Here is a 22,166-nt window from a genome sequence, read left to right on the forward strand (position 1 = left end):
GCCGGTTCGGGCCTAGAACAGGCCCAGAAGCAGGAGAAGGCCCATGCGCTATTCCGGATTTCGGGTCATTGCCGAGGCATTGACCGGCCACAAGGGCTGGAAGCCTGTCTGGCGCGACCCCGAGCCCCAAGCCGAATACGACTACATCATCATCGGCGGCGGTGGCCACGGGCTGGCGACGGCCTACTACCTTGCCAAGGAATTCGGCCAGGCCCGCATTGCGGTGCTGGAAAAGGGCTACCTCGGTGGCGGCAACGTGGGCCGCAACACTACGATCATCCGGTCGAACTACCTTCTCGACGGCAACGAACCCTTCTATGAGTTCAGCCTGAAGCTCTGGGAGGGGCTGGAGCAGGACTTCAACTACAACGCCATGGTCAGCCAACGCGGGATCATCAATCTGATCCACACGGATGCGCAGCGTGATGCCGCCACCCGGCGCGGCAATGCGATGATCATGCACGGGGCGGATGCCCGACTGCTGAGCCGGGACGAGGTCCGCCAGATGTACCCCTGGCTCAACTTCGACAACGGCCGCTTCCCGATCAAGGGCGCGCTGATGCAGCCGCGCGGCGGCACCGTCCGGCACGACGCGGTGGCCTGGGGCTATGCACGGGGCGCGGACATGCGCGGCGTGGACCTGATCCAGAACTGCGAAGTCACCGGGATGCGGATCGAGAACGGCCGCATCAAGGGGGTGGAAACCACCCGCGGCTACATCGGTGCCAAGAAGGTCGGCGTGGCCGTGGCGGGCTCATCGTCGAAGGTGATGGCCCATGCTGGAATGCGCCTGCCCATCGAATCCCACGTGTTGCAAGCCTTTGTCTCCGAGGGTCTGAAACCCCTGATCGACGGCGTGATGACCTTCGGCGCGGGCCACTTCTACGTCAGCCAGTCCGACAAGGGCGGCCTCGTCTTCGGCGGCGACATCGACGGCTACAACTCCTACGCCCAACGCGGCAACCTGCCGGTGATCGAGGACGTGGCCGAAGGCGGCATGGCCTTGATGCCCGCCATCGGGCGCGTGCGGCTGTTGCGCACCTGGGGCGGGATCATGGACATGTCGATGGACGGCTCGCCGATCATCGACAAGACCGGGATTGAGGGCCTCTATTTCAACGGCGGCTGGTGCTACGGCGGGTTCAAGGCCACCCCAGCCTCGGGCTGGGCCTTCGCGCATCTGTTGGCGAAGGATGAGTCACATATCACCGCCAAAGCCTATCGCTTCGACCGGTTCCTCAAAGGGCTGATGATCGACGAAAAGGGCCAGGGCGCCCAGCCGAACCTACATTGACGGAAATTCGCGAATGATCATTCATCATCCGATCCTCGGCCCCCGCGACGCGCAGGAATTCGTCTATCTCGGCGACGCCAACCTCATCGACCGGCCCGATGGAATGGTGGCTGGAGTCGAAGTCTTCCACGACTACCTCTACAATCGCACCAACCCGGCGGGCGAACATCAAGAGCTTTGGTACCACGAACAGGGCGACCGCTCCTGGCTGGTCGTCACCCGCAACACCGTGACGCACGAGATCACCAGGGTCGAACTCGCCCGCGATGTCGCCCGAGCACGGAGGCGCACGAAATGACCCAGTCGCATCGCATTGAAGGCGGCCAGATCGACCGCACGAAGACGCTCCGCTTCACCTTCGACGGCATCCCCTACCAGGGCCACCCGGGAGACACGCTGGCCTCCGCGCTTCTCGCCAATGGCGTCCGCCTGATGGGCCGCAGCTTCAAGTATCACCGCCCGCGCGGGCCGATCTCCTCGGGCTCCGAAGAGCCGAACGCGCTGGTCGAGCTTCGTACCGGCGGGCGGCAGGAACCGAACACCCGCGCTACGGTGGCCGAGCTGTACGAGGGTCTGACTGCGAACAGCCAGAACCGCTGGCCCAGCCTCCGATTCGACGCGATGGGGGTCAACGACAAGCTATCCACCTTCTTCGCGGCGGGCTTCTACTACAAGACCTTCATGTGGCCCAAGTCCTTCTGGGAAAAGCTTTATGAGCCGATCATCCGCCGCGCAGCGGGCCTTGGGTCGGTCACGCGCGAGGAGGACCCGGACGGTTACGACAAGGGATTCCTGCACTGCGATCTCCTTATAATCGGGGCCGGTCCGACGGGCCTGATGGCCGGCCTGACTGCCGGTCGCGCGGGCAAGCGCGTGATCCTCGCCGATGAGGATTTCCGCATGGGCGGCCGCCTGAACGCCGAGACCTATGCGGTTGGTGACGCTCAAGGTGCAGACTGGGCGGCGGCCACCGTGGCCGAACTCTCCTCGATGCCCAATGTCCGCCTGATGACCCGCACCACGGTCGTCGGCGCGTTCGACCATGGCATCTATAGCGCCGTCGAGAGGGTCTCGGACCACCTCCTCACCCCTGCCAAAGGCAAGCCCCGCCAGATCCTCTGGCGCATCTACACCGGGCGCGCGATCCTGGCTGGCGGTGCAACCGAACGACCCATCGCGTTCGAGAACAACGACCGCCCCGGCATCATGCTGGCGGGTGCTTTGCGTGCCTACGCCAACCGCTGGGGCGTCAAGGTCGGTGAGCGGGTCGCGGTCTTCACCAACAACGACGACGGCCTGCGCACGGCCAAGGACCTCCAGTCCAGGGGTGTCGACGTCGTCGCGGTGATCGACAGCCGGGAAGGTGGGGACCTTCTCCCCGGCATCCGCCACCTAAGGGGTGCCGAGGTCATCGACACCTCCGGCAAGCTCGGCCTGACCTCCATCACCGTCCGTCAATTGAACGGTCGTTCGGAAACGATCGCAGTCGACGCCCTCGGTGTTTCCGGTGGCTGGAACCCGAATGTGAACATCCACTCACATCACCGTTCTCGCCCTGTCTACGATCCCGCAATTGCAGCATTCGTCCCCGGAAAAGACGGCCCGCCCGGCCTCCTCGTCGCGGGTGCCGCCGCGGGCCAGATGTCCACGCACGCCGCTCTGAAAACTGGTCGCGACGCCGCCATCGCCGCCCTAGACCTCACCACCGCCCCCGAGCTGCCCCAGGCCGAGGACGCGCCGGTCGGTATCACCCCGCTCTGGCACGTCGCTCACGGCAAGGGTCGCGCCTGGATCGACCTGCAGAACGACGTCACCGTCAAGGACGTAAAGCTAGCGAAGCAGGAGAACTTTACCTCGGTCGAGCACCTGAAGCGCTACACCACCCTCGGCATGGCGACCGATCAGGGCAAGACCGGCAACGTGATCGGCCTTGCCATCATGGCCGAACTCACCGGCCGTTCGATCCCTGAAACCGGCACCACGATCTACCGCCCGCCCTACACGCCCGTCGCGATGGGCACACTGGCGGGGCGATCGCGGGGCAGGGAATTCAAGCCCTTCCGCCTCACCCCTTCGCACCACTGGGCCAAGGAACAGGGCGCGATCTTCGTCGAGGTCGGCAACTGGCTCCGCACCCAATGGGTCCCCAAGCCCGGTGAAACCGAGTGGCGGCAGTCCGTCGACCGTGAGGTTCTGGCGACCCGCAAATCCGTCGGCATCTGCGACGTCACCACTCTGGGCAAGATTGACATCCAGGGCACCGACGCGGGCGCATTCCTGGACAGAGTCTACGCCAACACCTTCTCCACCCTCGCTGTCGGCAAGTGCCGCTATGGCCTGATGCTGCGCGAGGACGGGATCGTCTTCGACGACGGCACCACCGCCCGGATGGGCGAAAACGAATACGTCATGACCACCACGACGGCCAACGCCGTGGCCGTCTTCCGGCACCTGGAATTCTGCCGCCAGGTCCTTTGGCCCGAGATGGACGTCCAGCTCATCTCTACCACAGAAGCCTGGGCGCAGTTCTCGGTCGCGGGTCCCAATGCGCGGAAACTGCTGGAGAAAGTCGTCGACCAGGACATCTCCGACGCCGCCTTCCCCTACATGGGTGCTGCCAACATCACCGTCGGCGGCCTGCGCGCGCGGCTGTTCCGGATCAGCTTCTCGGGCGAGTTGGCCTATGAGATCGCCGTCCCCACCCGCTACGGCGACGCGCTTCTGCGCGAGATGCTGGCGCGCGGGGCGGAATTCGACCCGATCGTCTATGGCACCGAGGCCCTTGGAGTCATGCGGATCGAGAAGGGCCATGTCGCGGGCGGGGAACTGAACGGCCAGTCCACGGCGTTGAACATGGGCCTTGGCAAGATGGTGTCGAAGAAGAAGGACTCCATCGGCATGGTCCTGTCGCAGCGCGAGGGCCTGACGGACGAAAACGGCTACCGCCTTGTCGGCGTGAAACCCGTCGACCCCCAGGCCAAACTGACCGCAGGCAGCCACTTCCTGGAGAAGGGCGCGGCCCCGGTGGCGGCGAACGATGGCGGCTGGCTGACCTCCAAGGTTTACTCGCCGCATCTGGGCCACGACATCGCGCTGGGCTACCTCAAGGGCGGCGACAAGAAGATCGGCCAGCGCATGCGGATCGTGAACCTGCTCGCGGGCCTGGATACCGAGGTCGAGATCATCTCGCCCCACATGTTCGACCCGGAAGGAGAGCGTCTCCGTGGCTAGCCTGCAGCCCCTCACCGCCCTCGGCCGCCGCGAGGCGACCACCGTCACCCACGGGCCCCTCACCATCAGCGAACGCACCGACGTCGCCCTCGCCTCGGTCGCCGCCCGCAACGGCCGCGCCGCCGACCTGGCCAAAGCCGCACAAAAGGCGGACGTGCCGCTCCCCGGCCCGGCCAGCCACCAGCAGGGCACCCCGTACTCCGCCTTCTGGACCGCTCCCGAGATGTGGTTCGTCGAGGCCCCCTACGCCAGCCACGAACTGATCGTTGATCTCCTCAAGTCCGCCCTCGCCGACACCGCCAGCATCACCGAACAGACCGACGCCTGGGTTGCCTTCGACCTTTCGGCCCACGACCTGACCCGGCTTCTGGAGCGGCTCTGCAACGTCGATTTCGCTGCACGCCCAACAGGTTACGCCACCCGCACGGTGATGGAGCATCTGGGCGTCTACCTCATCAAGCACGGCCCCGGCGCAGCCCGCCTATACGGCCCCCGCTCCAGTGCCGAAAGCCTCTTGCACGCCATCGAGACGGCTGCTCATTCGGTCTGGTAGCGTCAGGCTTGATACAAGCCATGTTTCCCGGTAGTGAAATCATGTGTATTGGTTTCACTGCAGGGTCACACATGTCCGACGGCTCAGCCAACTCAGCCCTTCCGCGCGGCAAACCTGCCTTCGATCAGGACCCGCACCGCGTCCGCGAGATCACCGAGCGCAACCTTGAAGCCGCCATCGGGCGTGAGGTCCGCAACTTTCGCCGCCAGCAGGGCATGACCGTCGCCGACCTCGCCAACGTCACCGGCCTGTCTATCGGGATGCTGTCCAAGATCGAGAACGGCAACACCTCGCCCTCGCTGACCACGCTTCAGGTCCTCAGCCACGCCTTCTCTGTTCCCGTCACCGCGTTCTTCAAAAGCTATGAGGAACGCCGCGAGGCCCAGCATGTGCGCGCTGGAGAGCACGTCGAAATCGAACGCCGCGGCACCCGCGCCGGGCACCAGTACAACCTTCTGGGCCATATCGGCTCGAACAATTCGGGCGTGGTGGTCGAACCGTACATCATCACGCTCACCACCGAATCCGACACGTTCCCGGCCTTCCAGCACGAGGGCCTCGAACTCCTCTACATGCTGGAAGGCGAGGTCGACTATCGCCACGGCGACACGGTCTATCCGCTGAAACCCGGCGACAGCCTGTTCTTCGACGCCGACTCGCCCCATGGGCCCGAGACTCTGGTCAAGCTTCCGGCGCGGTATCTCTCGGTCATCGCTTATCCGCAGGGCTGACATGCTGACCGCAGACCTGGCCGCTGCCATTGGGGCCGCGAACGTTCTGACCGGCTCCGACATGACGCGCTACGCCCGCGACTGGATGGGCCGTTACGACGGACAGCCGGTCGCCGTCGCCCGCCCCGGATCGACCGCCGAGGTCGCCGCCTGCGTGAAGATTGCTGCGCAGCATGGCGTGCCCGTCGTGCCCATCTCTGGCAACACTGGCCTAGTCGGCGGGACCATGACCAAGGGCGGCCTCCTTCTCACCCTTGAACGGATGAACCGGATCCGTCAGGTCAAGCGAGAGGCGAAACTGGTCATTGCCGAAGCGGGCGTGATCCTCACCCGTCTCCATGAAGCCGCTGAAAAGGAAGGGCTTTACTTCCCCCTCTGGTTCGGCGCACGGGGGTCCGCCATGCTGGGCGGCGTCCTTTCAACCAACGCCGGTGGCTCCAATGTCCTCCGCTACGGCTCCACCCGTGGCCTGTGTCTTGGGCTGGAGGTCGTGCTCCCTGATGGCCGCGTCCTGAACCTGATGTCGGAATTGCACAAGGACAATTCCGGCTACGATCTGAAAAACCTTTTCATCGGCTCGGAAGGCACCCTCGGCATCATCACCGCCGCCGTGATGAAGCTGGTTCCGGCCCCCAAGGCCCACGCCACCGCGACCCTCGCCGCGCGCTCGTTGCCCGACGCGTTGACCCTTCTCAACCGCATGCAAGAGGCTACCGGCGGACGGGTCGAAGCCTTCGAGTTCATGCCCCGCACATACTCCGAGCGCCTGAAGGAAGCCCGCCCCGACCTTGGCCTGCCCTTCGACCACATCCCCGAGGTCACCATCCTGATCGAGGCCGCCACGACCGTCCCGTATGAGGCCACTCCCGACGCAAGCGGCGACATCCCGCTCGTAACCACGCTGGAAACCATCCTGGCCGAGATGATGGAGGCAGGCCTCATCACCGACGCCATCCTCGCCCGCAGCGAACAGCAGCGCCGCGCGATGTGGGCGCGGCGTGAGGCTGCCGCGGAAATCGGCGTCGGCCTTCACCCCGAGGTCGACACCGACATCTGCCTCCCCCTCGACAAGGTCGACAGCTTCCTGACGACAGCCATCCAGCGCCTTGAGGCCCTCGACCCCGGCGCGCGCACCATCACCGTCGCGCATCTTGGGGACGGCAACCTTCACTTCACCGCCTACCCGACCCGCGACGACAAGGCCTTGAAGGACGAGGTGCTGGAGGCCATCGAGGACGTGGTGGCCGATCTGGGCGGCAGCTTCTCGGCCGAACATGGGGTGGGCCTGTCGAAGCTCCCCTCGATGCGAAGGCGCAAGGACCCGGTGGCGCTGGACGTGATGCGCACGCTGAAACAGGCGCTCGATCCGCAGGGCCTGATGAACCCCGGCAAGGTCATCCCCTCCTGAACACAAGAATTTTCGACGAAAATTCTTGGGCCCCTCGCTCGACCTTGCGGCCCCCGCGCCCCCGCGATACCCAAGCGCAATGTCCGCCATCCGCCTCTGCCTCACCGACCCGGCCTTGCGCGCCGCCGGGCTGATCCTTGCCCTGCAGGGCGCGGTCGCCTGTTCCTTCGGCCCCTACTTCTCCACCCTCGCCGTGAACAGCTTTGGCTTCGGCGACCGCGGTTATGCCATCCTCCTCGCCTTGGCCTCTATCATCTCCGTCTCGGCCTCGGTCATCGGCGGCATCCGCGCCGACCAGACCGCGAACCGCCGCAAGGTCACCCTGACTTCGGTCGCGGCGCTGATCCTTGGCACCTTCCTGATGACGGTGACCCCCGGCCCTTGGGTCTTTGCGCTCACCGCCGCCGTCCTGATCCCGATCAGCAGCATTACCTTTTCCCAGGTCTTCGCGCTTGCCCGCCTCGCCGCCACTCGCCACCCGGCCGAGGATCGCGACGGCATCATGGCCGTGATCCGCGCCCTGTTCGCGCTGCCCTTCATCCTCGTCCTCCCCCTCTGGTCCATCGCCTTTGCCGCCGGGGCGCCCATCACCCTGATCTTCCCGATGGGCCTCCTCCTCTCTGCCCTCATGCTGATTGCCGTCCTCCGTCTCTGGCCCCCCGACGGCACCACGCTCTGGGAGGACCGACCCTCCGGCCTGTCCTTCCGCGCTGCCCTGACCGAGATCGGTCATCCCCGCATCGCCGCCCGCGTTATCGCGCTGGGCGCGGTCTTCAGCGCATCGACCGTCTACATGGCCATCGTCTCCCTGGTCATGGTGCCCGAGGTCGGTCGCGGGACGCAGGACGTGGCGATCTACGTCGGTCTTGTTGCAGGCCTCGAAGTGCCCTTCATGCTGATGATCCCCAGCCTGACCCGCGGCATCCCGCGCACCCGCCTGATCTTCGCCGGGACCGCGCTCTATTGCGTCCACGTCGCACTCCTGCCGGTCCTCGCCGGATCACCCTTCGTCTGGCTTCTCGTCCTGCCTGCCGCCATCGGCGGCGCCGTGACGCTGACCGTGCCCATCGCCTACCTGCAGGACCTTCTGGCCGACCGGCCCGGGGCAGGGGCCTCGCTCATGGCGCTGCAACGTTTGGCCGGCGACGTGATCGCTGCCACCTGCTTCGGCCTTGGCACTGCACTGGCCGGATACGGCACGGTCGCGTTGCTTGGGGTCGCCGCGTCGCTGATCGGTGCCACCGCCCTCTGGCTCGCCGACCGCCGCTAGTTTCTGCGCAGCATCGGTGCAGAAATGCTGCGGCCCATGCTGCGCAGCAATAAAGCGGAATCAAAGGCTTGAGGGCGCTATTCCGCGGCCATCGTCCGCAGCTCCAGCGACAGGATCGCAGGCCCCGGCCCATCCGTCTCGGTCTCGTCGGTCAAGGCCATCGCCCCCCGGGTGGTCTCGCCGAACCCCGCCTCTGCCAGTGCGTCGCCAAACGCCGTCCCGCCCACTGCCCGAGTCCGGTCCAGCGCATCCTGCGCCAGATAGCTCAGGTCCTCCACCGGGCTTTGCGGGCGGGCCGGGGTCACCACGACCAGCATCCGCTCCTGCCCCAGCACGTCCGCCGAAATCTTGAACAGCCCCTTCTTCAGCTCATCCCCCGGCTGCAACCGTCCCGAGAACCAATGGCTGATCGACCAGTCCGCCCCGATATAGAGGACATTCACGTCCACCGGCCCCTCACCATTGTTCTTCGCCAGCACATGCACTTCGTCATCCGGCAGCAGCGTCGGGACCGGGGCGAAGGGCAGGGGCCGCAGCGTCCGGTCCTCAGGCGTGCGGGTCAGCAGCTCGACCTCCACATCCGGGTTTGATGCCCCCACCGCACCTGCCAGCTTCAGCAAGTTCTGCGCCCGCGCCATAGTGACCAGCGTATCCGCCAGCACCGCCGCCAGCTCTGCGCCGTCCTTGTCGCCCGTAGACACCGAGGGCGTCGCCTCAAGATCTTCCGCCAGCCCGGTCGAGGGCAGCACCCAGATCGCATCCGACCGCGGGCTGTCCGGCAGCACCGCCAGCCGCAAATCCGCCTCCTGATCCGCAGCGACGAACACCAGCCGAGGCCCCGTCGCCTCCTGCAAGCCGCCCAACGCCGCCAGCAAGGCATCCGCCGGACCCGTTCCCGCCGCAGGCAAGGCCACCGTCAAGGTGAAGTCCAGCGCCTCATCCAGCTTGCGCAGTGTGACGCCCTTCGGCAACTCCGCCGGAAGGGCCTTCCCGTCCCGCTCCAAAGCCTGACCTAGCGACGAAAACGTCTCGACCGAGGTCAGTTCCACATATCCCAGTGCCGCGTCATCCGCCGCCGCCGCCGACCCCATAACTGCCAGCACCGCGCCTTCGGTCAACCCATGCAAGCTCCCCGCCGGGATCGTGAACCCCGCCTCGGAAACCTCCGCCTGCCACTGCGAAACCCTTGTGCCCGCCGCGCCACCGAACACCACCTGATCCAGATCGCCCTCGAACAGGGGCGTCGACTTCGCCAGGTTCTTCACCGCATAGCGCCGCAGCACCTCTTGCCCCACCTGCCCGTAGGTCGCGTTCGGGTACTCCGCCAGCACCTCCATCAGCGTCCAGGTGAACACCCCTTGCGGCTTGCGGCCCGGCTTGCCCTTCGGCAGGTTCTTTTCTGGCGTCACCTCGTTCGTCTGCGCCGCGAAGAAGGCGACAAAGCTGCCCTCGCCGGAGCCGCCGTCGAACGGGGCCTCCACCTGACGAGGATCGCCGACGGACCGCGAGACCTCCACCGCATCGACGTCGATCCCCAGCGCGTCGGGCGGCAACTGTCGCACCCGCACCTCTTCGCCCGCCTCCACCGCCCGCGTCGCCGTCCCCGAATGACACGAGTCGAACACCGCCCAGACATTCGCGCCCTTCGCGCGCAGCCCGTCAATCAGCGCCCCGATCTCGTCATCGACCAGCGCGTTCTCGACCGCGCCCACCTGATCCGACCAGGGCCCGATGTCCACCGGCAGGAACAGCTCATCCAGCCCGTCGAGTTCCGTCGCCGGGTCCAGCGCCGGGGCCTGCGTGCCATGCCCCGAGAAATGCAAGTAGACGAAATCCCCCGGCTGTACCTCCGCCGTCAGTTCCGCAAAGGCCGCCCGGATCGCCGCTAGCGTCGGCGCCTCTGCCCCTGCAACCCCATCCGACAGCACCGTCACATGATCCTCGGCAAAAGCCACCGGAGCCTCTGTCGTCAGATACTGAGCCACCAGCTGCACGTCATTCGCGGGGCCCCGCAGCCACCACCGCTCCTCCAGCGCCGGATACTGGTTCGCGCCGATCAACAGCGCATAATTCTCCCGCGCCAGCGCAGGGGTGGCGGCAAGGCAAAGGGCAATGGTGAAAAGTGCTTTCATCAGTTTGTCATCAACGCATAGTCGGCCCCCGTCGGGCCCTTGTTTTCCACCTTCAGCGTGAAGGTCCCGGCGCTGGCAGGGGTCCAGCCGCAATAGGCGATGTGGCTGATGTCGGTGTCCGAACACACGAGCCGCCCCTTGTCGTCATAGACGCCCAGGTTCAGGTTCGTCGCCGCCTTCGCCTCGACATAGACCTCGGCATATTCGCCACCCCGGAACTCGATCGGTGGGTAGGTGTCGCCCTTGCCGTTGCCAAGCGAGCCGATGTTGTAGACCGGCCCCGAGGCCACGCCCTTCGTCGTCTCGACCCTCGCGTCTTCGATCAGCCCCAGCACGACCTCATCCCCGTCCGCCAACTCGGCGGCCGAGGCCAGCATCTCCTCCCACCCCAGCGGCGCTCCCTCTCCGGCCAACCCATCCACCGCCGCCCGGTCAGACGCTACCAGTGCCAGTGACTTGCGCAGCTTCGCTGCCGACAGCACCAGCAGCGGATCGCCCGCCGCCATCCCCGCCGCATAGGCCCGCGCGGACAGTTCGGCCACCTTCACCGGCGACGGGCCTTCCGCCCAGGCGGGCAGGGCCAGCGACATCACACAGACAGCAATCAAGTGGCGCATGGGAACACTCTTCCGGCTTTTGTTGCCCCGAACATGCGGCCCCGCCCCGCCCCTGTAAATGCCGGAATTCCAGATGACAGGTTTTGTCACGGGACCCGTCGTCTATGCCCCGCTAGCAAGACGGCATCGAGGCAGATCAAGGGTTTCCGACATGCAGAAGACGGCAAAGCGGCACAGACCGCTCAAATTCATCGAGGCGCTCGCCGCCCTTCTGGTCCTGGCGCTGGTCGCCGTGCTCAGCCCGGCCAGCGCCTCGCCGCTCGACGCCGCGATGGACAAGGTCTTCACCGTGCGGTCGAACGACAGCGAGGACCGTTTCCTCGGTTCGGCCTTCGTCTGGGCGGATGGCACCGTCGCCGTGACCAACGCCCATGTCGTGGGCACCGCCGAGGAGGTCCGCCTGATCGACCGCCACGGAACCGATCTCACCGCCCTCGTCATCGCCCGTGATCCCGTCCGTGATGTGGCTGTGATCTCCCTCCCCACCACGACCGAAGGCCTCCAACTCGCAGAAAACGCCCCCGCACTCGGCGACGAAGTATTCGCCCTCGGCGCCCCCCTCGGCATCGAGTTCACACTGACCGAGGGCCGCATCTCCACGCTCGCGCGCCAGACCGACATCGCTGTCCCGATGCTGATGCTGCAGCACGACGCCGCCGTGAACCCAGGCTCCTCTGGCGGGCCCTTGGTCGACGCTGAAGGCCACCTGATCGGCATGAACTCACAGATCGCCGACGGCAGCCGCATGTTCGTCGGGATCGCCTACGCCATTCCCACGGCCGAACTGCAACGCATCGTCCAGGGCCTCATCGAAGAAACCCTTCCGCCGTTCCCGACCCTCGGTCTCACCGCCCGCCCGGTGGACCGCCAGATCGCCGAAACCCTGAACCTCCCCGCGCAAGGACTCCTGATTGACGCCGTCGCCCCTGGCTCCCTCGGCGAAACCGCAGGCCTCAAGGCAGGCGACATCATCACCCAGGCCTCCGGCACAACCCTCACCCTTCCGGGCGACTTCGCCTTCGCCATCGAAGCCGCCAGCGCTGATGGTGAAGCGACCCTGACCATCCTTCGCTCCGGGCAAGAACAGACCGTCACCCTTGCCCTGACTGACACCGAACCCACTGGCCTGCGGACCCGCGAGGCTCCCCGTGCGCCAGCGACAGTCACCTCCTACACCTTCGCCGAACTCGGCGTGACGCTGGACGACAAAGGTACCGTGACCGCCCTCACCGACAACTCCCCCGCGCTCCTCGCCGGCCTCGCCAAGGGCGACCGCATCCTTGCCATCAACGGCACCGCGCAGGACCTTGCCACATACCAACTCACCGCCCCCGCGCTTCTCCTCCTGCAATCCCCCGGCGGCCAGACCCGGCACATCCGCCTCGACCCCTGGCACGCTCCCGAAGGCGTCCGGCCCGTGGGCGGCGCAAATGTCCTTGACCCCGACGTGGTGGTGTTTTGAATGACCGCAATGGACCGCATCCTCATCATCGAAGACGACCCCGAGACCGCCGCCGCCATCCGCGCCGAGGCAGAGGCGCTGGGTTGCGCCACCGACCACCGCGACACCCTCCCCTCCGGCATCGAGGCCGCCACCAGCGCCCAATACAACGTCATCGTCCTCGACCGCATGCTACCAGGCGGCGACGGGGTGGACGCGATGGCCCGCATCCGCGCCGGGGGCTCTACCGCGCTGATCCTGATCCTCTCCGCCCTGGGACGGGCCGCCAACCGCGTCGAGGGGCTTGAGAAGGGCGCCGACGACTACCTCCCGAAACCCTTCGAGCCCGAAGAGCTTCGCGCCCGCCTGCGCGCCCTCCTGCGCCGCGGCACGATCCAGGTCCTCGACAACGACCTCCTCGCCTTTGGTGACGTCGAAATCCGCCTCAAGGCCCGCACCGTCCACGTCAAGCGGACCCACGTCCCGACCAGCCCCAAGGAGTTCGAACTCCTAACCTACTTCGCCCGCAACGCCGGTCAGGTCGTCACCCGCATGCAGCTTCTGGAAAACGTCTGGAACCTGCACTTCGACCCCGGCACCAACGTCGTCGACGTCCACGTCGGCCGCCTCCGCCGCAAGCTGGAGGATGCCGGGGCCACCGCGATCCAGACCGCCCGGGGCGAGGGCTACATCTTCGCCCCCCTCCCCGCGTGACCACCGCCAGACCCTTTGCCGCAAGGGCCACCCTGCGCCTCGCCGCCCTGATGGCGCTGGCGGTGACCGTCCTCTCCCTCGCTGCGATGGCCCTGCAATACCGGCTGGTCGAGGCCCGCCTGATGGCCGCCCAGCAAAGCCTGCTGACCGCCGACCTGAACGGCCTCGCCGCCCTCTACGACCAGCGCCGCATCATCGCCCTGCGGCAGGCCATCGACTACCGCGCCACCGCCGCCACCGGCGACGAGATGCTTCTCCTGATGGACCGGAACGGCCAGACCCTTGCCGGAACCCGCAAGGACTGGCCCGCAACTCTCGCCCCCGCCGGGGAAGGTTTCACCACCGACGGCGCGGTGGAGTTCACCGAAGACGAAACCCGCTGGCTCGCCGTGGCCCGCGCCCTGCCGGGCGGCTTCCCCCTTCTCGTCGCCCGCAGCCTGCAACCCGTCGACGACACCCTCGGCGCCCTTCGCCGCGGGATGCTCGGCCTCCTCGGCGCCCTCCTAGTCGCGGGCAGCGCCGTCGGCTGGCTTGCCGCCCGCAGCGTGATGGCAAGGATCAACCGCATCAACACCCTGGCCGACCGCGTTGCCGACGGAGCCCTTGACGCCCGCCTCCCCGGCCCCCGCTCCGACGACGAATTCGGCCTTCTCGAAACCCATGTCCACGCGATGCTGGACCGGATCGAAAACCTCAACCGCGCCACCCATCGCCTGTCTGACACCATCGCGCACGAATTGCGCACCCCCCTCAACCGGATGCTGCAAAAGCTCTCCAAGATCGAAGGCCAGGACGACCTCACCGCCGACCTCAAGGCCGAGATGCGCCAGGCCATCCGCATGTTCGACAGCCTGCTCGACATCAGCCGGGCCGAGGCCGACCAGGGCACCGGAGGCGGCCTTGTCCCCGTCGATCTCTCCACCGTCGCGGCCGAAGTCTGGGACCTTTACGACCCCCTCGCCGAAGACAAGGGCCTGCAAACCGAGGCGCACATCGCCCCCGGACAACAAATCCTTGGCGACCGCAATCTGATCGCCCAGGTCCTGTCGAACCTCCTCGACAACGCCATCAAATACTGCGCCGACGGTGATCACCTGACCCTCACCCTCACCCCCGAAGACGACCGCATCCTGATGCGCATCGCCGACACCGGCCCCGGCCTCCCCGAGGACCTCAAGCCCGAAGCCTTCGACCGTTTCACCCGCGCCGAGCGCGACCGCGCCACCCCCGGCCATGGCCTCGGCCTCGCCCTCGTCCGCGCCATCGCCGCCCGGCACGGGGCACGCCTCACGCTTCCGCCCAGCGAAAAGGGTTTCGCGCTTGAAATCCGCTGGCCAAGGCTGCAGCAATCGGACTGACCCCACGGAGTCCCGATGCGCCGCGCCCTTCTTCCCCTTCTCCTCCTCCTCGGCTGCGCGCCCTGGAACCAGCCGCAGAACCAGCCCCTGACGGGAGAGAACGCGCCCCTCACCGATACCCTGACTGCAGGCGACGGCGAGCTTTACGTCGGCCTTGCCTTCTCGGGCGGCGGGATGCGCGCCACAGCCTTCGCCTACGGGATGCTGCAGGAACTCCAGGCCGCCCAGACCGGCACCCCGAACGGCCTTCTGGACAACGTCCACCTCGTCTCCGGGGTCTCCGGCGGGTCAGTCATGGCCGCGCAGCTTGGCCTCAACGGCCCACAAGGGATCACCGGCTTCCGCGAGAGATTCCTCATCACCAACGCCGAAGCCTACATGACCACCTCGGGCTTCAACCCCCTGACCATCGCCAAGGGCATCGCCGGGGGCGTGAACGGCCGCGACACCTTTGGCCGCTACCTCGACGACACGCTGTACAAGGGCGCCACCTTCGCCGACCTTCGCCGGTCGGGCATCAAGACCTGGATCAACGCCACCGACATGGCGAACAACACGCCATTCCTGTTCAGCCCGGAAACCTTCGACGCCCTCTGCTCCGACCTCTCGAAGGTCAAACTCTCCGAGGCCGTCGCCGCCTCCGCCGCCTTCCCGCTGGTCTTCACCCCCATCGTGCTGGAGGCACACCACAAACAGTGCGCCTACAAGGAACCCGACTGGCTCACCGCCGCCCGCTACAACCCCGAAGCCACCGCCGCCATGCGCGCCCATGCCCGCGCCCTGGAAAGCTATACCAACCCGGACGAGGTGAAATTCGTCAAACTCCTCGACGGCGGCATCACTGACAACTTCGGCACCACCGGCCTTGCGGTCGAGCGCGCCCGCGCCCAGGTCCCCTATGCTCCCCTGACCGCCGAGGAAGCCGTCAAGCTGAAGCGCATGCTCTTCCTCGTCGCCAACGCAGGCGTCGACAAGGACTACGACTGGACGCGCAAGGTTGAAGGCCCGGGCGGCGTCAACCTCGCCATGTCCATCGCCACCTCCGCCATGTCCGCCGCCTCCCGCTCCGGCTACGACTCCATGCGGGGGGAACTCCGCCTGTGGGAATCCGAACTCATCGAATGGCGCTGCGCCCTGCCGCTGGCCGAGGTCCGCAAGCTGCGCGGCAGCACGCAAGGCTGGGACTGCAAGGACGTCAAGCTTTTCGTGGGCGAGGCCAGCTTCGCCTCCCTCCCCACCGCGCTGCGCGACAAACTCGACGCCGTCCCCACCCGCCTGAAACTGCCAACCGATCAGGTCGACATGGTGATCGAAGCCGGCCGTCTCGCCACCCGCGCCACGCCCGAGTTCAACGGCTTCCTCGCCTCCCTGTCGGGCAACGACGTGGAGACCCGCATCCAGGACGGCATCGCCGCCGGAGGCCGCCGGGTGACGCCGGTCAACTGAAGGACGCCGTCGCGCAGGGTGAACGACCGCCCACAGGCGCAAGCCCGGACCCGGATGGATTACGCCCGCCAAGGGCGCCCCCTCACCCCTTGGCGGGAGGGTCGGGGAGGGGGCCGCAGCATGACAAATTGCGTCATCCGCAGCACCCCACTTGCCCCATGTCTGGCCAAGGGTAATCTGCCGGCATCATGCGCGCACCTTTCGCCCTGGTCCTTTGCACAACCCTCCTGGCCCCCCCGGCCCAGGCCGAGATCCGTGCCGTCATCGTCGGTGTCTCCGACTACCTCACTCTCGACGCCGACCTGAAAGGCCCTGCGAACGACGCCCGCCTGATGGCCGAAACCCTGATCGCCCGCGGCGTCTCCCCAGCCGCGATCACAGTTCTCACCTCCGACCCGACCGACCTGCCCACCGGCATCACGACCGGCCAGCCGACCCGCGCCGAAATCCTTGGCGCGCTCGAAACGGCGACCGAGGCCTCCACCAAAGGCGACACCGTCGTCTTCACCTTCTCCGGCCACGGCGCCCAGGCCCCGGACCTCTCCGGCGACGAAGGCGGCGGCTATGATGAGCTTCTCCTCTCCGCTGACGCCACAGGCTGGAAGGGCGCGATCGGGTCCGTCGAAAACGCAATCATCGACGACGACCTTCAGGCCTGGGCGCAAGCGACCCTTGCCAAGGGCATCCAGGTCATCGGCCTGATCGACGCCTGCCACTCCGCCACCGGCTTCCGCGCCGTGGGCGGGCAGGGGGTTGCCAAGGTCATCGACGAAGCGCAACTCGGCATCCCAGACGACGTGGTCCCCGTTGCGGGAACCCCCGCCCCGCCGCTCTCTGGGGATTTCGTCTTCCTCTACTCCTCGCAGTCCGACCAGCGGTCTTTCGAATATCCGATGCCAGACGGCACCTGGCACGGCGAATTCACCCTGCGGCTTGCACAAACCCTGCGCGCCGCGCCGTCGGCCTCCTGGGCGCAGATCCTCTCCGCAACCACCGAGGCAATGGTGCAAGGCCCCGCCCGCCAGATGCCCGACGGCGAAGGGCCGCTCTTGACGGCGCAAGTCTTCGGCACCGGCCCGACCACCACCCGCTTCCCCCTCGAAGCTGGCAAACTCGCCGCGGGCCTCCTCGACGGCCTGACCGAAGGCGCCGAGCTCACCCTTTTCGCCACCCCCACCGGCGGCGATCCCCTCGCCACCATGACCCTCACCAACGTCACCGCGCGTGAGGCGACCCTCTCCGCCCCTCCGCCCATCAGGGCGCAATGGGCCGAACTCACCTCCGCCCCGGCCCCCGCGCCCCTGACCCTCGCCGCCCCCGTCCTGGCCGATCCCGGCGACCCGCACGACTACTCCGCCTGGACCGCTGCCCTGCCCGAACCGGGCGCAACCCCCGACCTCGTCCCGATCCTCACCGACGACACCCTGGCCCTCGCCGGACCGGACGGCACTCTGGACCCCCAAGGCCCCGGCTCCACCCCCCGCCTCCGGCTTGAGCCCGGCGAGACCCCCGCCGATGCCGTCGAACGCAGCCTCACCCAGGCCGCCCACGGCCTCGCCATCCGAAAGACCCTTGCCGGGGCCACCGGCCGCAGCCTCACCGGCAAGGCCCCCCTCGCTGTCACCATCGACCGCCGCGCCGCCGTATCATGCGACCAGCCCGGCCCCGCCACCCCCTTCGACCCGGATGAGCCCGTCGCCCCCTGCGACCAGCTCTGGCTCACCATAACCAACGCCTCCGGCACGGCGCAGGACGTCTCCGTCCTCTACTTCACCGCCGATTTCCGCGTGCAGCCGATCTACCCCACCCAGAACCTCTCGAACCGCCTGGCCCCGGGAGAGACCACCCGGATCGGCCTGCAAATCGAACCTGACAGCACGGCCGGGCTGGAGGAAATCTGGACCCTGGCCGTCCCCGCCACCCCCGATGCCCCCCGCGTCGACCTGACCCGGCTGGCCACCAACGACACAACCCGCGCCACGCCCCCCGACCCGATGACCGCCTGGCTGGAGGCCCGCCTCGACCCCGATGCCACCAGCCGGGGCTTTACACTTAAACCCGCCCCCCTGACGATGCTGCGCCAGGTCCTGCGCCTGACACCGGGCGATCCACCCCCCGACCCGACCATGGAGAACTGACGATGACCCTCCGCCGCGCCGCCGCGCTTCTGGCCCTCCTCGCCGCTCCCGCGCTGGCCGAGGACGCGCCCTTCGCCCCGACCGAAGCCGTCACGTCCTCACCCTTCCTCTACGCCAAATCCGGTGCCAAGGCCGCACGTGCCACTCACGCCACCGAAGCCGGCGCCAAGGTCATCGGCGGCGAGGTCGCAGCCGAAGGCGCCTGGCCCTGGCAGGTCGCCCTCCTTGTCGGCGGCGCCCCTGTCTCCACCGACGCCCAGTTCTGCGGCGGCTCCATTGTGCTCGACCGCTGGGTCCTCACCGCCGCCCACTGCATCCACATGCCGCAGGCCGACGGCAGCTTCGCCGACCTGAAACCGACCGAAGTCTCCATCCTCGTCGGCACCAACACCCTGACCGAAGGCACCGGCGACCTGATCCCGGTCGAGGCGGTCTTCCGCCACTCCTCCTATTCCGGCGGCCAGTTCGACTTCGACATCGCCCTCATCAAGCTATCCCGCGCCCCCCAGGTCCCCTTCCAGACCATCGAGGTCCCCGACGCCGAATACGGCGACCTCCTGAACCAGCAGGGCGTCACCACCATCGTCACCGGCTGGGGCCTGACCGAAGGCGCGCAACCCACGCCGGAACTGCGTCAGGCCCAGATCCAGGTCCTCGACCGCGAGCTTTGCAACACCGCCATGCTGGAAGCCCGCGCCGAAGATGCGGCGGGTGGCTTCGGCTATGCCGTCCAGACCCTCGGCGTCGCCGAACAGGACGCCTACGCGATCTGGGACGAGCTGATGGCCAAGGCCCCGAAACCCGTGTCCGAAAACATGATCTGCTCCGGCACCTTCGAGGGCGGCAAGACCTCCTGCAACGGCGACTCGGGCGGCCCCCTAGTTGTGCCGGTCGAGGGTGGCGGCTACATCCAGGCCGGCATCGTCAGCTGGGGCCTCTCCGCCACTACCGGCCGCGGCTGCGAGGAAACGGCGCTCTTCTCCGCCTACACCAACATCTCGAAGTTCGTGCCTTGGCTGAACGAGGTGATCGAGGGGAATCCGTAGGGGCCGGTGGCGGAGCTCAGGGCAGTTCTTGCCCGCCGCGCGGCAAAGGCGGTGCCAGACATGCCGAGTGCGCTGCCTTCGGGAAGACGACGCGCCTCAATCCTCTGGCAAGCAGTCGAACGTGGTGAGGACCGGGACCACGATGGCAGCCAGGATCGCCCCATCCTTTCCCGGCGCATCAAGGTCAGCCTCCGAAGCGTCGTCCAATCCGCCGAAGCCCAGTGCCACCACTTGCCCCGAAGGCTTGGCCTTCACAATCAGCCCCGGCCTGGTGGCCGATTCCGGTCGAGCGCAACGCGTCAGGCCCCGCAGCGTCTCCGAGTGTTCGAGAGCCTTGAACTCGGCCTCAAGCCGATCGAATGTCGCGCGGTCGGGCACGGCAAGTCCGGTATCGGTTGGGCCAGCCGGACCCTTGTCCACGCTGACCGACATGGCATCGCCCTCCGCGTCGCGGATGTGAAGGAACCCCAGACCAGAGACCGGATCGCGGCATTCGTGGATCGAGTTATCGACATTCAAGGCTTGCCGACAGTCAAAGCGCGTCAGGTCCAGACGTCCATCTTGCTGGACCCCCGAGAGAAGCGCACCGACAAGCGCCTCCAACTCCTGCCCCTGCACCGGTCCTGAAAGGCTAAGCGCCACCAGCGCTGTGGTGCAGACCCTGCCTGGAGTCGCGACAGAACTGATTAACCGATGATGAAAGTCCACAATTAACCCATTGATTTAATGGCGCAAGGCCAAGCTGTCCTGCGTGGACACCCCCCTCAGATCCCCATCCCCACCTTCCGCCCCTCATGGAAGGCATAGGCTGCCAGCCTCGGCGCCGTGCAGTCCCCCACCCGGTGCATCACCTTCCCCGGCAGGCTCTCCGGCAGCACATCGAACGCCCGGTTCGTCGTCGCCATCACCAGGCCCGAGGCGGGGATCACCTCCTCCTCCCCTGTGAGGAAACTCCGCACCGTCACCCCGTTCCCGTGCCACCTGACCAGCCGATGCTCCGCCAGCATCCGCACCCCCAAGGCCCCCAGCCGCCGCCGCACCACCCCATCCGCCGCCGTCCGGGCCAGCTCCTTCCCCACGAAGGCCTCTGGGGTGACGATGGTCACCTTCCGACCCGCCTCCGCCAAAGCCCAGGCCGTCCCAACCCCGCGCCAGTTGCCGCCCTCAACATAGACCACCACCGCGTCGCCCAGCCGCGCCTCCCGCCGCATGACCGCTTCGGGCGACCACACGCCCCCCGCCTCGATCCCCGGCAGGCTTGCCTCCTGCGGAACCCACCGCTGGAACCCCGTCTCATCTGGCAGCGAGCCCGTCGCCACGATCACAACCGAGGCAGGATGCCCCGCCACCTCCTCCGCCTCCAGAAACGTGTTCAGCCGCAGCCGCACGCCCAGCCGGTCAAACTGCCGCTCATACCAATCCAGCAGCTCCAGGATCTGCCCTCGCCGCGGCTGCATCCCCGCCAGCCGGAACTGCCCCCCGACGACGCCGGAGGCCTCCACGATCTCCACCCGATGCCCCCGTTCTGCCGCGACCCGCGCCGCCTCCAGCCCGGCAGGCCCCGCGCCGACCACCAGCACATCTTTTGGCTCGACGGCAGCCGAGAACCGATCCCCACCCCATTCAAACTCCCGCCCCGCCGACGGGTTGATGAGACAGGAAATCCAGTAGTCCCGCGACCGCCGCCCCCAGCACATCTGGTTGCACGAGATGCACCCCCGCACGTCTTCCGGCCGCCCCTCCGCCACCTTCCGCGCCAGATGCGGGTCGGCGATCTGGCCGCGCACGATCGACACCAGATCCGCCAGCCCCGAGGCAATGATCGCCTCGCCGTTCTCCGGCGTCCTGACCCCCGCCTCCGAGGTCACGACAGCATGCTTCAGCACCCCCTTCAGCTGCGCAGTCAAAGGCGTCGTCAGCTTCTCGCCATGCGTGAAGGGCGGGATGATCGCCTCGAATTCCAGGTACGACCCGGCCCCCACCGTGACATAATCCACATGTCCCGTCCGGTCATGCAGATCGAGGATCTCACACAGCGCCTCGGCCCCCAGCGTGACCTCGTATGCCTCGGAATAGCTGACCGCCAGCCCCACGACGAAATCCTCGCCACAGGCCCGCCGCACTCGCTCGATCAACTCACGCGAGAACCGCGTCCGGCCCTCCAGCGACCCGCCCCACTGGTCCGTCCGCTGGTTCGACCAGGGCGTCCAGAACTGATCCAGCAGCGAGTGATAGGCCGCCCAGACCTCAACCCCCTGAAACCCCGCCGCCTTGGCCCGCACCGCCGCCGCGACATGGGCGTCCAACAGCTCCTCGACCTCCGCCCCAGTCATCGCATGCGACCCATCGCTGTCATGGTACGACGGCCCGCCCGAGGGCGACCAATGCGGCGCGAAGCTCAGGTCGGAATCGCCATGCGCGCCGATGTGGTAAAGCTGCTGGATGATGACCGCGCCCGCATCCTTCACCTCGTCGGTGATGGTGCGAAAGGCCGGGATCACCGCATCATCAGAGTGAAGGAAGTTGCCCCGCGTCAGCACCCCAGTCCGGTGCACCGGCACGGGTTCGGCTACCACCATCGCCGCCCCGCCAAGGGCGCGCTCCAGCAGGTACTTGCCGAAGCGTGGCCCCGGAATCCCCTGATCCGACATGTTCGCGGTATGTGCCCCGAAGACGATGCGGTTGCGCAAGGTGTGGTCGCGCAGTTTCAGCGGGGACATCAGGCGGGGATGCTGGGTCATGGCGGCCTCCATTCCGGCCCATGTCAGCCAATCTCGACAGTTGTGT

Annotated in this window: 17 protein-coding genes; 13 read left to right on the forward strand and 4 right to left on the reverse strand. The window is 67.2% G+C overall.

What is annotated here, in order from left to right; genetic code table 11:
• The first annotated feature begins 43 nt into the window (after positions 1–43).
• The 7 genes from E8M84_RS04280 (at position 44) to E8M84_RS04310 (ending at position 8,487) form a co-directional block, all read left to right on the forward strand.
• Positions 44–1,294 (forward strand): sarcosine oxidase subunit beta family protein, encoded by a 1,251-nt coding sequence (locus tag E8M84_RS04280; RefSeq protein WP_137109923.1) that lies wholly within the window; start codon positions 44–46, stop codon positions 1,292–1,294.
• Positions 1,295–1,307: 13 nt separating this feature from the next.
• Positions 1,308–1,592 (forward strand): sarcosine oxidase subunit delta, encoded by a 285-nt coding sequence (locus E8M84_RS04285; RefSeq protein ID WP_137109924.1) that lies wholly within the window; start codon positions 1,308–1,310, stop codon positions 1,590–1,592.
• The gene (locus E8M84_RS04290; RefSeq protein WP_137109925.1) at positions 1,589–4,525 is read left to right on the forward strand and encodes a sarcosine oxidase subunit alpha family protein; all 2,937 of its coding nucleotides are present in this window, start codon (positions 1,589–1,591) and stop codon (positions 4,523–4,525) included. The genes E8M84_RS04285 and E8M84_RS04290 overlap by 4 nt, the downstream gene beginning before the upstream one ends.
• A complete protein-coding gene (locus E8M84_RS04295) occupies positions 4,518–5,078 on the forward strand; it encodes a sarcosine oxidase subunit gamma (RefSeq protein WP_170971849.1) in 561 nt (186 codons plus the stop codon). Before E8M84_RS04290 ends, E8M84_RS04295 begins: the two co-directional genes overlap by 8 nt.
• Before the next feature lie 71 nt (positions 5,079–5,149).
• A complete protein-coding gene (locus E8M84_RS04300; RefSeq protein ID WP_137109927.1) occupies positions 5,150–5,809 on the forward strand; it encodes a cupin domain-containing protein in 660 nt (219 codons plus the stop codon).
• 1 nt (position 5,810) lies between these two features.
• Positions 5,811–7,217, forward strand: coding sequence for an FAD-binding oxidoreductase (locus E8M84_RS04305; protein ID WP_137109928.1), 1,407 nt, complete (start codon positions 5,811–5,813; stop codon positions 7,215–7,217).
• Positions 7,218–7,296: 79 nt separating this feature from the next.
• Positions 7,297–8,487: an MFS transporter gene (locus tag E8M84_RS04310; protein ID WP_137109929.1), complete on the forward strand. Its 1,191-nt coding sequence runs from the start codon at positions 7,297–7,299 to the stop codon at positions 8,485–8,487.
• Between the two features lie 77 nt (positions 8,488–8,564).
• Here E8M84_RS04310 and E8M84_RS04315 read toward each other — a convergent pair whose 3' ends face one another.
• Positions 8,565–10,619, reverse strand: coding sequence for a caspase family protein (locus E8M84_RS04315; protein WP_137109930.1), 2,055 nt, complete (start codon positions 10,617–10,619; stop codon positions 8,565–8,567).
• Positions 10,619–11,236: a hypothetical protein gene (locus tag E8M84_RS04320; protein ID WP_137109931.1), complete on the reverse strand. Its 618-nt coding sequence runs from the start codon at positions 11,234–11,236 to the stop codon at positions 10,619–10,621. Before E8M84_RS04320 ends, E8M84_RS04315 begins: the two co-directional genes overlap by 1 nt.
• Positions 11,237–11,387: 151 nt before the next feature.
• Here E8M84_RS04320 and E8M84_RS04325 point away from each other — a divergent pair, with 151 nt between their 5' ends.
• The 6 genes from E8M84_RS04325 to E8M84_RS04350 all read left to right on the forward strand — a co-directional run bounded on the left by E8M84_RS04325 (position 11,388) and on the right by E8M84_RS04350 (position 19,379).
• Positions 11,388–12,698, forward strand: coding sequence for a trypsin-like peptidase domain-containing protein (locus tag E8M84_RS04325; protein WP_170971850.1), 1,311 nt, complete (start codon positions 11,388–11,390; stop codon positions 12,696–12,698).
• Between the two features lie 9 nt (positions 12,699–12,707).
• On the forward strand, positions 12,708–13,391 hold the full coding sequence (locus E8M84_RS04330) for a response regulator transcription factor (RefSeq protein ID WP_240790280.1): 684 nt from the start codon (positions 12,708–12,710) through the stop codon (positions 13,389–13,391).
• On the forward strand, positions 13,388–14,749 hold the full coding sequence (locus tag E8M84_RS04335) for a HAMP domain-containing sensor histidine kinase (RefSeq protein WP_137109934.1): 1,362 nt from the start codon (positions 13,388–13,390) through the stop codon (positions 14,747–14,749). The genes E8M84_RS04330 and E8M84_RS04335 overlap by 4 nt, the downstream gene beginning before the upstream one ends.
• A 15-nt stretch (positions 14,750–14,764) precedes the next feature.
• Positions 14,765–16,195, forward strand: coding sequence for a patatin-like phospholipase family protein (locus E8M84_RS04340; RefSeq protein WP_137109935.1), 1,431 nt, complete (start codon positions 14,765–14,767; stop codon positions 16,193–16,195).
• 188 nt (positions 16,196–16,383) lie between these two features.
• Entirely contained in the window at positions 16,384–18,333 is a 1,950-nt protein-coding gene (locus E8M84_RS04345; RefSeq protein ID WP_137109936.1) for a caspase family protein, read from the forward strand.
• A gap of 2 nt (positions 18,334–18,335) precedes the next feature.
• The gene (locus E8M84_RS04350) at positions 18,336–19,379 is read left to right on the forward strand and encodes a serine protease (RefSeq protein WP_137109937.1); all 1,044 of its coding nucleotides are present in this window, start codon (positions 18,336–18,338) and stop codon (positions 19,377–19,379) included.
• 96 nt (positions 19,380–19,475) lie between these two features.
• Here E8M84_RS04350 and E8M84_RS04355 read toward each other — a convergent pair whose 3' ends face one another.
• Positions 19,476–20,021 (reverse strand): hypothetical protein, encoded by a 546-nt coding sequence (locus E8M84_RS04355; protein WP_137109938.1) that lies wholly within the window; start codon positions 20,019–20,021, stop codon positions 19,476–19,478.
• Positions 20,022–20,143: 122 nt separating this feature from the next.
• Positions 20,144–22,120: an FAD-dependent oxidoreductase gene (locus tag E8M84_RS04360; protein WP_137109939.1), complete on the reverse strand. Its 1,977-nt coding sequence runs from the start codon at positions 22,118–22,120 to the stop codon at positions 20,144–20,146.
• Positions 22,121–22,166 lie beyond the last annotated feature (46 nt).

Source organism: Rhodobacter sp. SY28-1, assembly GCF_005222785.1.
GTDB lineage: Bacteria > Pseudomonadota > Alphaproteobacteria > Rhodobacterales > Rhodobacteraceae > Tabrizicola.

Excerpts from the sequence above, each read along its gene's own strand:
- E8M84_RS04280 (WP_137109923.1), top strand. The coding sequence starts at position 44 with ATGCGCTATTCCGGATTTCGGGTCATTGCCGAGGCATTGACCGGCCAC.
- E8M84_RS04285 (WP_137109924.1), top strand. The coding sequence starts at position 1,308 with ATGATCATTCATCATCCGATCCTCGGCCCCCGCGACGCGCAGGAATTC.
- E8M84_RS04290 (WP_137109925.1), top strand. The coding sequence starts at position 1,589 with ATGACCCAGTCGCATCGCATTGAAGGCGGCCAGATCGACCGCACGAAG.
- E8M84_RS04300 (WP_137109927.1), top strand. The coding sequence starts at position 5,150 with ATGTCCGACGGCTCAGCCAACTCAGCCCTTCCGCGCGGCAAACCTGCC.
- E8M84_RS04305 (WP_137109928.1), top strand. The coding sequence starts at position 5,811 with ATGCTGACCGCAGACCTGGCCGCTGCCATTGGGGCCGCGAACGTTCTG.
- E8M84_RS04310 (WP_137109929.1), top strand. The coding sequence starts at position 7,297 with ATGTCCGCCATCCGCCTCTGCCTCACCGACCCGGCCTTGCGCGCCGCC.
- E8M84_RS04315 (WP_137109930.1), bottom strand. The coding sequence starts at position 10,619 with ATGAAAGCACTTTTCACCATTGCCCTTTGCCTTGCCGCCACCCCTGCG.
- E8M84_RS04320 (WP_137109931.1), bottom strand. The coding sequence starts at position 11,236 with ATGCGCCACTTGATTGCTGTCTGTGTGATGTCGCTGGCCCTGCCCGCC.
- E8M84_RS04325 (WP_170971850.1), top strand. The coding sequence starts at position 11,388 with ATGCAGAAGACGGCAAAGCGGCACAGACCGCTCAAATTCATCGAGGCG.
- E8M84_RS04330 (WP_240790280.1), top strand. The coding sequence starts at position 12,708 with ATGGACCGCATCCTCATCATCGAAGACGACCCCGAGACCGCCGCCGCC.
- E8M84_RS04340 (WP_137109935.1), top strand. The coding sequence starts at position 14,765 with ATGCGCCGCGCCCTTCTTCCCCTTCTCCTCCTCCTCGGCTGCGCGCCC.
- E8M84_RS04345 (WP_137109936.1), top strand. The coding sequence starts at position 16,384 with ATGCGCGCACCTTTCGCCCTGGTCCTTTGCACAACCCTCCTGGCCCCC.
- E8M84_RS04350 (WP_137109937.1), top strand. The coding sequence starts at position 18,336 with ATGACCCTCCGCCGCGCCGCCGCGCTTCTGGCCCTCCTCGCCGCTCCC.
- E8M84_RS04360 (WP_137109939.1), bottom strand. The coding sequence starts at position 22,120 with ATGACCCAGCATCCCCGCCTGATGTCCCCGCTGAAACTGCGCGACCAC.